The organism is Streptomyces sp. NPDC092370, from assembly GCF_044755265.1.
Lineage (GTDB): Bacteria > Actinomycetota > Actinomycetes > Streptomycetales > Streptomycetaceae > Streptomyces.
The window spans coordinates 76,227-87,539 of the sequence record NZ_JBIVQO010000002.1 but is presented as its reverse complement, the minus strand read 5'-3'; the positions used below and the strand labels follow the sequence as shown (position 1 = coordinate 87,539).

At 70.8% G+C, this 11,313-nt stretch carries 10 protein-coding genes; 9 read left to right on the top strand and 1 reads right to left on the bottom strand.

The genetic code is table 11. The features are described from left to right. Positions 1 to 78 precede the first annotated feature (78 nt). The 8 genes from shc (at position 79) to ACIQHQ_RS06975 (ending at position 8,170) form a co-directional block, all read left to right on the top strand. Positions 79 to 2,139, top strand: a complete 2,061-nt coding sequence (shc, locus tag ACIQHQ_RS07010) for a squalene--hopene cyclase (protein WP_402610706.1) — start codon at positions 79 to 81, stop codon at positions 2,137 to 2,139. Continuing rightward, on the top strand, positions 2,136 to 2,777 hold the full coding sequence (locus ACIQHQ_RS07005) for a 1-hydroxy-2-methyl-2-butenyl 4-diphosphate reductase (RefSeq protein ID WP_402610705.1): 642 nt from the start codon (positions 2,136 to 2,138) through the stop codon (positions 2,775 to 2,777). The genes shc and ACIQHQ_RS07005 overlap by 4 nt, the downstream gene beginning before the upstream one ends. Before the next feature lie 5 nt (positions 2,778 to 2,782). Next, positions 2,783 to 3,805: an adenosyl-hopene transferase HpnH gene (hpnH, locus tag ACIQHQ_RS07000; protein ID WP_402610704.1), complete on the top strand. Its 1,023-nt coding sequence runs from the start codon at positions 2,783 to 2,785 to the stop codon at positions 3,803 to 3,805. Between the two features lie 4 nt (positions 3,806 to 3,809). Continuing rightward, positions 3,810 to 4,967 (top strand): flavodoxin-dependent (E)-4-hydroxy-3-methylbut-2-enyl-diphosphate synthase, encoded by a 1,158-nt coding sequence (gene ispG, locus ACIQHQ_RS06995; protein WP_402610703.1) that lies wholly within the window; start codon positions 3,810 to 3,812, stop codon positions 4,965 to 4,967. 29 nt (positions 4,968 to 4,996) lie between these two features. Further along, positions 4,997 to 5,929, top strand: coding sequence for a 1-deoxy-D-xylulose-5-phosphate synthase N-terminal domain-containing protein (locus tag ACIQHQ_RS06990; RefSeq protein ID WP_402610702.1), 933 nt, complete (start codon positions 4,997 to 4,999; stop codon positions 5,927 to 5,929). Further along, positions 5,926 to 7,341, top strand: a complete 1,416-nt coding sequence (locus ACIQHQ_RS06985; protein ID WP_402610701.1) for an aspartate aminotransferase family protein — start codon at positions 5,926 to 5,928, stop codon at positions 7,339 to 7,341. The genes ACIQHQ_RS06990 and ACIQHQ_RS06985 overlap by 4 nt, the downstream gene beginning before the upstream one ends. Before the next feature lie 68 nt (positions 7,342 to 7,409). After that, positions 7,410 to 8,054: a helix-turn-helix domain-containing protein gene (locus ACIQHQ_RS06980; RefSeq protein WP_402610700.1), complete on the top strand. Its 645-nt coding sequence runs from the start codon at positions 7,410 to 7,412 to the stop codon at positions 8,052 to 8,054. Next, on the top strand, positions 8,051 to 8,170 hold the full coding sequence (locus ACIQHQ_RS06975; RefSeq protein ID WP_361300521.1) for a DUF6126 family protein: 120 nt from the start codon (positions 8,051 to 8,053) through the stop codon (positions 8,168 to 8,170). The genes ACIQHQ_RS06980 and ACIQHQ_RS06975 overlap by 4 nt, the downstream gene beginning before the upstream one ends. A 19-nt stretch (positions 8,171 to 8,189) precedes the next feature. On the opposite strand, the gene ACIQHQ_RS06970 is transcribed toward ACIQHQ_RS06975, so the two are convergent. Then, positions 8,190 to 8,987 (bottom strand): tyrosine-protein phosphatase, encoded by a 798-nt coding sequence (locus ACIQHQ_RS06970; protein WP_402610699.1) that lies wholly within the window; start codon positions 8,985 to 8,987, stop codon positions 8,190 to 8,192. A gap of 179 nt (positions 8,988 to 9,166) precedes the next feature. On the opposite strand from ACIQHQ_RS06970, the gene ACIQHQ_RS06965 reads away from it, so the two are divergent. Further along, complete coding sequence (locus ACIQHQ_RS06965) at positions 9,167 to 11,242, top strand: alpha-galactosidase (RefSeq protein ID WP_402611582.1); 2,076 nt, start codon at positions 9,167 to 9,169, stop codon at positions 11,240 to 11,242. Positions 11,243 to 11,313: the final 71 nt, after the last annotated feature.

Genomic DNA, 11,313 nt, shown 5'->3' with positions numbered 1-11,313 from the left:
GCGAGTCATCACGGAGCACCGGCCGACGGCGGACCCACAGCAGCTGCACACCTTGCACCACTGCACGAAGGGGAAGCCATGACAGCGACGACCGACGGAAGCACCGGGGCCCTGCCGCCCCGCGCCGCCGCGGCCAGCGACACCGACCCGGACATCCCCGCGGCGGCCGGGGTTCCGGAAGCCGCCGCACGCGCCGCCCGGCGTGCCACCGACTTCCTGCTTGCCCGGCAGGACCCCCAGGGCTGGTGGAAGGGCGACCTCGAGACCAACGTCACGATGGACGCCGAGGACCTGTTGCTCCGTCAGTTCCTCGGCATCCGCGACGAGAAGACCACCCGGGCCGCCGCCCTGTTCATCCGCGGCGAGCAGGGCGAGGACGGCACCTGGGCCACCTTCTACGGCGGGCCGGGCGACCTGTCCGCCACCGTCGAGGCATACGTCGCCCTCCGCCTGGCCGGTGACGCGCCCGACGCACCGCACATGGCGAAGGCCTCCGCCTGGATCCGCGCGCAGGGCGGCATCGCCGCGGCCCGGGTCTTCACCCGGATCTGGCTGGCCCTGTTCGGCTGGTGGAGGTGGGAGGACCTGCCCGAACTCCCGCCGGAGCTCATCTTCTTCCCCAAGTGGGTGCCGCTCAACATCTACGACTTCGGCTGCTGGGCGCGCCAGACCATCGTCCCGCTGACGATCGTCTCCGCCCAGCGGCCGGTACGCCCCGCGCCCTTCCCGCTCGACGAGCTGCACACCGACCCGGACCGGCCCAACCCGTCCAAGCCCCTGGCACCGGCGTTCAGTTGGGACGGGGCCTTCCAGCGGATGGACAAGGGCCTGCACGCCCTGCGGAAGGTCGCCCCGCGCGGACTGCGCAGAGCCGCCATGAACAGCGCCGCCCGCTGGATCATCGAACGGCAGGAGAACGACGGCTGCTGGGGCGGCATCCAGCCCCCGGCCGTGTACTCGATCATCGCCCTGCATCTGCTCGGGTACGACCTCGAACACCCCGTGATGCGCGAGGGGTTGGCCTCCCTGGACCGGTTCGCCGTGTGGCGCGAGGACGGGGCCCGCATGATCGAGGCCTGCCAGTCGCCGGTGTGGGACACCTGCCTGGCCGCCATCGCGCTGGTGGACGCCGGACTGCCCGCCGATCACCCGCAGTTGGTCAAGGCGGCCGACTGGATGCTGGGCGAGGAGATCGTCCGGCCCGGTGACTGGTCGGTGAAGCGGCCCGGACTGCCGCTCGGGGGCTGGGCGTTCGAGTTCCACAACGACAACTACCCCGACATCGACGACACCGCCGAAGTCGTCCTCGCGCTGCGGCGGATCACCCACCACGATCCGGAGCGGCTCGAGGGGGCCATCGCACGCGGTATGCGCTGGACGCTCGGCATGCAGTCGAGGAACGGCGCCTGGGCCGCCTTCGACGTCGACAACACCAGCCCCTTCCCGAACCGGCTGCCGTTCTGCGACTTCGGCGAGGTCATCGACCCGCCCTCCGCCGACGTCACCGCGCACGTCGTCGAGATGCTCGCGGTGGAGGGACTCTCCCACGACCCGCGCACCCGGCGCGGCATCGAGTGGCTGCTGGCCGAACAAGAGCCGGACGGCTCGTGGTTCGGGCGCTGGGGCGTCAACTACCTCTACGGCACCGGGTCCGTCGTGCCCGCCCTGACCGCCGCCGGCATCCCCGCCGCCCACCCCGCGATCCGGCGGGCCGTGGCCTGGCTGGAATCGGTCCAGAACGACGACGGTGGCTGGGGCGAGGATGTGCGCTCCTACAAGTACGTCAAGGAGTGGAGCGGCAGGGGCGCCTCGACCGCCTCGCAGACGGCGTGGGCGCTGATGGCCCTGCTCGCGGCGGGGGAGCGGGACTCCAAGGCCGTCGAACGCGGTGTCGAGTGGCTCGCCGCCACGCAGCGGGAGGACGGCTCCTGGGACGAGCCGTACTTCACGGGGACGGGCTTCCCGTGGGACTTCTCGATCAACTACCACCTCTACCGGCAGGTCTTCCCGCTCACCGCGCTCGGCCGCTACCTGCACGGAGAGCCCTTCGCCGAGAAGCTGCGGGGGAGCGGGGAGGCAGGGGAGCTCGGGGGGAGCCGGGCCGGGATGCCGCTCGCCGAGGCCAAGGGGAACGGATGAGCGCACAGCCCGCCGCGGCCCCGCTGCTGATCGCCTGCGCGCTCGGCATCGAGCAGTTCGCCCTGCGCGCGGGCGGCCGCGGAGGGGCCGGCGGGCCGGTCACGGTGCTGCGGACGGGCATGGGACCGGTGGCCGCCGAACGGGCCGTCATCCGCGTGCTGGCCGACCCGGCCCTGCGCGGTGCCGCCGTGCTGGCCACCGGCTTCTGCGCCGGGCTCGCGCCGGGCATGCACCCCGGCGATCTGGTCGTCGCCGAGGAGACCCGCGGTCCACGCGGCACGACCCCCTGCGTCGGGACCGGCCTGCTGGTCGAGGAGCTGGCCCGCGCGCTGCCCGGGCGGACCGTGCACACCGGCCCGCTCACCGGCTCCGACCATGTCGTACGCGGCCCCGAACGGACCGCCCTGCGCGCCACCGGCGCGATCGCGGTCGACATGGAGTCCGCCGTCACGCTCCTGAGCGCCGTGCGCGTGGGCGAGCGCCCGGTTGCGGCCGTCCGGGTGGTCGTGGACGCTCCTGAACATGAACTCGTCCGGATCGGCACGGTGCGCGGTGGAATATCAGCTTTCCGTGTTCTTCGCTCCGTTCTTCCCGCTTTTTTCGAATGGCACCGTTCCTTGCTGCTCCCCAGGAGGTGAGCCAGATGGCCATGCCGCTCCGACAGTCCATCAAGGTCGCTACGTACTTGGCTGAACAGAAGATCCGCCGACGGGACAAGTTTCCGCTGATCGTCGAGCTGGAGCCGCTGTACGCCTGCAATCTGAAATGCGAGGGATGCGGCAAGATCCAGCATCCGGCCGGGGTGCTCAAGCAGCGGATGCCGGTCGCCCAGGCCGTGGGGGCGGTCATGGAGTCCGGCGCCCCGATGGTGTCCATCGCGGGCGGCGAGCCGCTGATGCACCCGCAGATCGACGAGATCGTCCGTCAGCTGGTGGCCAAGCGGAAGTACGTCTTCCTCTGCACCAACGCGATGCTGCTGCGCAAGAAGATGGACAACTTCACGCCGTCGCCCTACTTCGCCTTCGCGGTGCACATCGACGGGCTGCGCGAGCGGCACGACGAGTCGGTCGCCAAGGAGGGCGTGTTCGACGAGGCCGTGGAGGCGATCAAGGAAGCCAAGCGGCGCGGCTTCCGGGTCACCACCAACTCGACCTTCTTCAACACCGACACCCCGCAGACCATCATCGAGGTGCTGAACTTCCTCAACGACGACCTGCAGGTCGACGAGATGATGATCTCTCCGGCCTATGCCTACGAGAAGGCTCCAGACCAGGAGCACTTCCTCGGCGTGGAGCAGACGCGCGAGCTGTTCAAGAAGGCCTTCTCGGGCGGCAACCGGCGGCGCTGGCGGCTCAACCACTCCCCGCTCTTCCTGGACTTCCTGGAGGGCAAGGTCGACTTCCCGTGCACGGCGTGGGCGATCCCCAACTACTCGCTCTTCGGCTGGCAGCGCCCCTGCTACCTGATGAGCGACGGGTACGTGCCGACGTACCGGGAGCTCGTCGAGGACACCGACTGGGACAAGTACGGCCGCGGCAAGGACCCGCGCTGCGCCAACTGCATGGCGCACTGCGGCTACGAGCCCACCGCCGTCCTCGCCACCATGGGATCGCTGAAGGAGTCCCTGCGCGCCCTGCGCGAGACGGTCTCCGGGAACCGGGAGTGATGTCATGACCGCCGTTTCGCTGGGTGTCCCCGAGGTACCGGTCCGGCCGGTCGCGCAGCGGCGCGCCTCGCGCCGGATCCAGGTCGGTCCGGTGGCGGTCGGGGGCGGGGCCCCGGTGTCGGTGCAGTCGATGACGACGACCCGTACGTCGGACATCGGCGCCACCCTGCAGCAGATCGCGGAGCTGACCGCGTCCGGCTGCCAGATCGTCCGAGTCGCCTGCCCCACCCAGGACGACGCCGACGCGCTGGCGACCATCGCCCGCAAGTCGCAGATCCCGGTCATCGCGGACATCCACTTCCAGCCCAAATACGTCTTCGCGGCCATCGAGGCGGGCTGCGCGGCCGTACGCGTCAACCCCGGCAACATCAAGCAGTTCGACGACCGGGTCAAGGAGATCGCCCAGGCGGCGAAGGACCACGGCACTCCGATCCGGATCGGCGTGAACGCCGGGTCGCTGGACCGGCGCCTGCTCCAGAAGTACGGCAGGGCCACCCCGGAGGCGCTCGTGGAGAGCGCGCTGTGGGAGGCGTCCCTGTTCGAGGAGCACGGCATGCGGGACATCAAGATCTCCGTCAAGCACAACGACCCGGTCGTCATGATCGAGGCCTACCGGCAACTGGCCGAGCAGTGCGACTACCCGCTGCACCTGGGCGTGACCGAGGCGGGGCCCGCCTTCCAGGGCACGATCAAGTCGGCGGTGGCTTTCGGCGCGCTGCTGTCCCGGGGTATCGGCGACACGATCCGGGTGTCGCTGTCCGCGCCGCCGGCCGAGGAGGTCAAGGTCGGCATCCAGATCCTGCAGTCCCTCGGGCTCAAGGAGCGCCGACTGGAGATCGTCTCGTGCCCGTCCTGCGGGCGCGCCCAGGTCGACGTCTACAAGCTGGCCGAGGAGGTCACGGCGGGACTCGACGGGATGGAGGTGCCGCTGCGGGTCGCCGTCATGGGGTGTGTGGTCAACGGGCCCGGTGAGGCGCGGGAGGCCGATCTGGGGGTCGCCTCCGGCAACGGCAAGGGGCAGATCTTCGTCAGGGGCGAGGTCGTCAAGACCGTCCCCGAGTCCAAGATCGTCGAGACGCTGATCGAAGAGGCGATGAAGATCGCCGAGCAGATGGAGCAGGACGGCGTGGGGCCGGGGGAGCCGGCCGTCACCGTGAGCTGAGCAGCACGGAATGCGAAGGGGGCCCGAGCGTGACGATTCCGGAGTGCATCCGGGGACCACACGACCTGAAGGCGCTGTCCGAGGCGGACCTGGGGGAATTGTCGCAAGAGATCCGGGAGTTCCCGGTGCACGCGGTGGCCAGAACCGGCGACCGTCTCGGACCCGGCCTGGGCGTGGTGGAACTGACCGTCGCCCTGCACCGGGTCTTCGAGTCGCCGGTCGACCGCACCCTGGGGGACACCGGCCACCAGAGCCATGTCCACAAACCGCTGACCGCACGCCAGGACTTCTCCAAGCTGCGCGGCAAGGGCGGCCTGTCCGGCCACCCCTCGCGTGAGGAGTCCGAGCACGACGTCATCGGGAACAGCGACGCCTCCACCGCCCTCGGCCGGGCGGACGGGCTCGCCAAGGCACGCCAGGTGCGGGGTGAGAAGGGCCAAACCGTCGCGCTCATCGGCGACGGTGCCCTCACCGGCGGCGTGGCCGGGGAGGCGCTGAACAACAACGCGATCCCGGCCGTGGACCGGGTGGGCGGACTGGACGTGCTGCACCGGTCGTCTGAACCGCAGGTCCTCCTGGTGGCCGTCGGCGTGATGGCGCCGGTCTGCCTCCAGGCCGCCGATCTGCTCCAAGCGCGCGGAATCGGCTGCACCGTCGTCGACCCCCGCTGGGGCAAGCCCGTCGACCCGGCGCTGTCGGTCCTGGCCGCCGAGCACCGACTGGTCGCCGTCGTCGAGGACAACGGCCGCGCGGCCGGGGCCGGCTCGGCCGTGGCGCCGGCCCTGGGCGACGCCGAGGTCGACGTACCGGTACGGCGGTTCGGCATCCCCGAGCAGTTCCTCCCGCACGCCAAGCGCGGTGAGGTGCTCGCCGACATCGGCCTGACACCCGTCGAGGTCGCCGGACGGATCAGCGCGAGCCTGACCGTCAAGGAAGAGCTGTCCAAGGAGCCACAGGAATGACAACCGCCGAGTCCGCGTCGGAGTCGTCGCAGGCCGGGGAGTTCGACCTCGGCACACTGCTCGCCGAACGCGGAGCCGAGCGCTACGAGCTGCACACCCGGTACCTCAACCACCAGCTCCCGCGCATGCTGCACACCATCGGCTTCGACCAGGTCTACGAGCGCGCCGAGGGTGCCTACTTCTACGACGCGGACGGCAACGACTACCTGGACATGCTCGCCGGTTTCGGGGTGATGGGCCTCGGCCGCCATCACCCCGTCGTGCGCAAGGCGCTGCACGACGTGCTGGACGCCTCTCTCGCCGACCTCACCCGGTTCGACTGCCAGCCGCTGCCCGGTCTGCTGGCCGAGAAACTGCTCGCGCACAGCCCGCACCTGGACCGGGTGTTCTTCGGCAACAGCGGCACCGAGGCCGTCGAAGGAGCCCTGAAGTTCGCCCGGTCCGTCACCGGCAGGCCCAGGATCCTGTACTGCGCGCACGCCTTCCACGGCCTGACCACCGGCTCCCTCTCGGTGAACGGCGAATCCGCCTTCCGGGACGGCTTCGCCCCGCTGCTGCCGGACACGGCCGTACCGCTCGGCGATCTCGACGCGCTGGAGAGGGAGCTGAAGAAGGGCGACGTCGCCGCGCTGATCGTCGAGCCGATCCAGGGCAAGGGCGTCCTGGAGGGCCCGCCCGGCTGGCTCCGGGCCGCCCAGGAACTGCTGCACCGGCACAAGGCGCTGCTCATCGCCGACGAGGTGCAGACCGGCCTCGGCCGGACCGGCGACTTCTACGGCTACCAGCACGCGGACGGGGTGGAACCCGACCTGGTGTGCGTGGCCAAGGCGCTCTCCGGCGGTTATGTGCCGGTCGGCGCCACGATCGGCAAGGACTGGATCTTCAAGAAGGTCTACTCGTCGATGGACCGGGTGCTCGTCCACTCGGCGAGCTTCGGATCGAACGCGCAGGCCATGGCGGCGGGCCTCGCGGTGCTGTCGGTGATGGAGAACGAGCAGATCGTCGCGAATGTCCGGGCCACCGGGGAGCAGCTCAGATCCCGGCTCTCGGCGCTCACCGAGAAGTACGAGATGCTCGCCGAGGTCCGCGGCCGCGGCCTGATGATCGGCATCGAGTTCGGCCGGCCGAAGTCGCTGAAGCTCCGCAGCCGCTGGACCATGCTCCAGGCCGCGCGCAAGGGGCTCTTCGCCCAGATGGTCGTCGTGCCGCTGCTGCGGAAGCACCGCATCCTCACCCAGGTCTCCGGCGATCACATGGAGGTCATCAAGCTGATTCCGCCGCTGATCATCGGCGAGCGGGAGGTGGACCGGTTCGTCGACGCCTTCACGGCCGTGATGGACGACGCGCACAACGGCGGACTGGTGTGGGACTTCGGCAGGACGCTCGTCCAGCAGGCGATCGCCAACCGCTGAGCCACCGCTCCTTTTGCCTGTAAGGCAAGAAATTTGCCGCTGAGGCAAAGGTTCGGCTGAATGGAGGCATGAGCTCCTCCGAGACCGAGCGGCCCCACGGGGCCGACTCGCCGGGCGAACCGGCGGCCGGTGCGCTGCCCGCCGTCGCGCCCCGGCTACGGGCACTGAGACGGCAGGCCTCCCTGACGCTGGAGGCCGCGGCCCGCTCCGCCGGGCTGTCGCCCGCCCACCTCTCCCGCCTGGAGACCGGGCAGCGCCAGCCCTCGCTGCCGATGCTGCTCGCACTCGCCCGGGTCTACGGTACGACGGTCGCCGAGCTGCTCGGCGAGACGGTCGCCGGCCGGGACGCCGTCATCCCCGCGGCCGGTAGGGAACCGACCGAGGCGGGCGGCTGGACGTACTGGCAGGCCGGTGCCCCCGGCCGCGGGATGCAGGCCCTTCGCGTCCACGTCCCCTACGGCTCCCAGGGCGACGTCGTGCGCGTCCATCCCGGCGAGGAGTGGCTCCACGTGCTGCGCGGCCGGCTGCGGCTGCGCCTCGGTGACACCACCCACCGGCTGGCGGCCGGCGACAGCGCCCACTTCGACTCGCTCACCCCGCACCGGATCGCCGCCGAGGACCACGACGGCGTCGAGCTGCTCTTCGTCCACACCCTGCTGCAGAGCCCCACGGCCGCCCTGTGCCTGGGCCCCACCCCCAAAGAGGTGTCATGAGCGACATGGAGGAGAAGTTTCCCCGCGCCCTGTGGGTGAGGCTGTTCGTCTACCTCATCGCCGGCCACATCTTCGCCGCGTTCGTGTACCTGCTGTTCGAGGTCGGGGCGAAGTAGCCCCTGCCCGGGCGGCGCCTCAGTCGAGGAGCCGCTCGCGCAGCCGCTCCCGGGTCTCCGCACTGAGCCGCAGCCCCTTCTCCAGATAGGCGTCGACCCCGCCCCAGGTCTCCTCGATGGTGCCCAAGGCCGCCTCCAGGTATTCGGCGCGCGCGTCGAAGAGGGGACTGAGCAGCTCCATGACCTCGGGGGAGTAGGCCGAGGCGGCGGAGCTGGAGCGGTGCACCTTGTAGCGGCGGTGCTTGGCGTTCGACTTCAGGTAGTCCTCGACGATGGCCTCGCGCTCCACGCCCACCGCGAGCAGCGTCACCGCGATGGACAGACCCGCGCGGTCCTTGCCCGCCGCGCAGTGCATCAGCGCGGGGACGCTGTCCTGCGCGAGCGCGTGCAGCACCCGGGAGTGCTCGCCCGTGCGCTCCTTCACGATCATGCGGTAGGAGGCGATCATCCGGTCCGCGCCCTTGCCGTCCGCGAGGATCGCGCGCAGCTGGTCCAGGTCGCCGTCACGGACCATCTTCCAGAACTCGGCGCCGTCGGCGGGGTCGCTCAGCGGCAGGTTCACATTGCGCACGCCGGGCAGCTCGACGTCCGGCCCCTCGAGCTTCTGGTCGGCCGCGTTGCGGAAGTCGAAGATCGTGTGCAGGCCCAGGGTGGTCAGGAAGGCGGCGTCCTCCCCGGTCGCGTGGGCGAGATGGCCGCTGCGGAACAGCACTCCGTGCCGCACCCGCCGGCCGTCCACGGTCGGAAGTCCGCCCACATCACGGAAGTTGCGCACTCCGGCCAGCTCGGGCTCGGTCGACGGGACCTGCTGTGTCACGAGGGCTCCTCCCCTTCGGCGCCGCCGGCGCGGCTCGTCGACGGGCGTCACTCGACGATACGACATGCCTGCCTGGGGCAATGAGTTGTCCACAGGCGTTGCCCGGAGCCCCCGCGGCCCTCGATGATGTTGCCGCCTGGTCGGACCTGGTCGGGCTTGTTCGAATCTGTGAGGGCATGATGCTGGACATTTCCGAAGACGGTCGTACGTGGGTGCTCTCCGGGCCGGCCAGCAGCTACGCCGTCCATGTCACCGACCGGGACGAGCTGCTGCACCTGCACTGGGGCCCCCGAATCGGCCTCGCCGATGCCGAGGCGCTCGCGGTGCGGCCGCTGCCGGACTACCGGCCCTTCGAGTCCCCGCTCGACGGGCGCGAGGAGTACCCCGTCGAGGGGGGTCCGCGTTTCGTCCGACCCGCCTTGTCCGTGCGCACGGCCGAGCGGCGCGGCACCGAGTGGGTCTTCGAGGGGCACGACACGCAGGACGACGAGCTGCGGCTCCGGTTCCGCGACGGTGACCTGGCCGTCACGCTGCACTACCGGGTGCGCTCCGGGGCGGACGTCGTCGAGCGCTGGGTGACCGTGGACAACCGGGGACCGGCCGTCGAGCTGCTGCGCGCCGACTCCGCGACCTGGACCCTGCCCGACCGGGAGGCCTGGCGGCTGTCGCAGCTGCACGGCCGCTGGGGTGCCGAGTCCCGGCTGACGCGCTCTCGCCTGACTCACGGGGAGAAGGTCATCGGCAGCCGCCGCGGCCACACCTCCCACCAGCACCTGCCCTGGGTCGCCCTCGACACCGACGCCACCGAGGAGCACGGCGAGGTCTACGGCTGCGCCCTCGGCTGGTCCGGCTCCTGGCGCATCACCGTGGCCCAGCTCCCCGACGCCCGCGTGCAGATCACCGGCGGGGCCGGCCACGACGACTCCGGCCTGCTGATGCTCGGCACGGGGGAGTCGTACACGACCCCTGTCTTCGCCGGGCTCTGGAGCGACGGTGGCTTCGGCGGGGCGAGCCGCGCCTGGCACGCCTATCAGCGGGCGCATGTGATCCCGGACGCCGAGCAGGACCGGCCGGTGCTGTTCAATTCCTGGGAGGCCACCGAGTTCGACATCTCCGAGGAGCAGCAGCGGGCGCTCGCCGAGCGGGCCGCCGCCCTGGGCGTCGAGCTGTTCGTGGTCGACGACGGCTGGTTCGGGGCGCGCACCAGCGACCGGGCCGGGCTCGGCGACTGGACCCCCAACCCCGACCGCTTCCCGGGCGGGCTGAAGCCGCTCGCCGACCACGTGCACGGCCTCGGCATGCGGTTCGGCATCTGGGTCGAGCCCGAGATGGTCAACCCGGACAGCGAGCTGTACCGGGCGCACCCCGAGTGGGTGCAGTACCAACCAGGACGGAAGCGGACGGAGTTCCGCAATCAGCTCGTCCTCAATCTGGCTCGCGAGGACGTCCGGGAGTACCTGTGGGAGCAGCTCGACGGGCTCCTCTCCGGCGCGCCGGTCGACTACGTGAAGTGGGACTTCAACCGCTGCTTCACCGACGCAGGGTGGCCGGGCGACCCCTACCCGCAGCGGCTGTGGGTCGACCACGTGCACGGCCTGTACGCCCTGCTGGACCGGCTGCGGGCCGCCCACCCCGGCGTGGCCTTCGAGTCCTGCTCTGGCGGCGGTGGCCGGATCGACCTCGGCGTGCTGAGCCGTACGGACCAGGTGTGGACCTCCGACAACACCGACCCCCTCGACCGGCTCGCCATCCAGCACGGCTTCAGTCAGCTCCATCCGGCCCGGGTCATGGCCGCCTGGGTCACCGACAGTCCGAACGCCATGCTCAACCACCGGGCCAGTTCCCTGCGGTTCCGGTTCGTCAGCGCCATGGCCGGGGTGCTCGGGGTCGGCGGCGACCTCACGAAGTGGACACCGGAGGAGCTCGCCGAGGCGGGGCGGTGGGTGGGGCTCTACAAGGAGATCCGGCCCGTGGTGCAGCGCGGCGACCTGTACCGGCTGCGGCCCCCGGAGGGCGGGCTGAGCGCCGTGCAGTACGTCCTCGGTGAGGAGACCGTCGTCCTCGCCTGGCTCCAGGCGCAGCACTACGGTGAGCCGGTACCGGCGCTGCGGCTGCGTGGCCTCGACCCGACAGCAGTGTACGAATGCCTCGAAACGGGCGAAGTTTACCGAGGGGCCGTACTGCTGCATCACGGACTGCGGGTCGGCCTGAGCGGAGATTTCGACGCCACTGTCGTCCGCCTTGAGCGCAAGTAGACGTTCTGTCCGGATAGAGAGTTCCGTCCGCTAAGGGGTAACGTGCCCCGATCGTAAAGGGGATGAGGTCG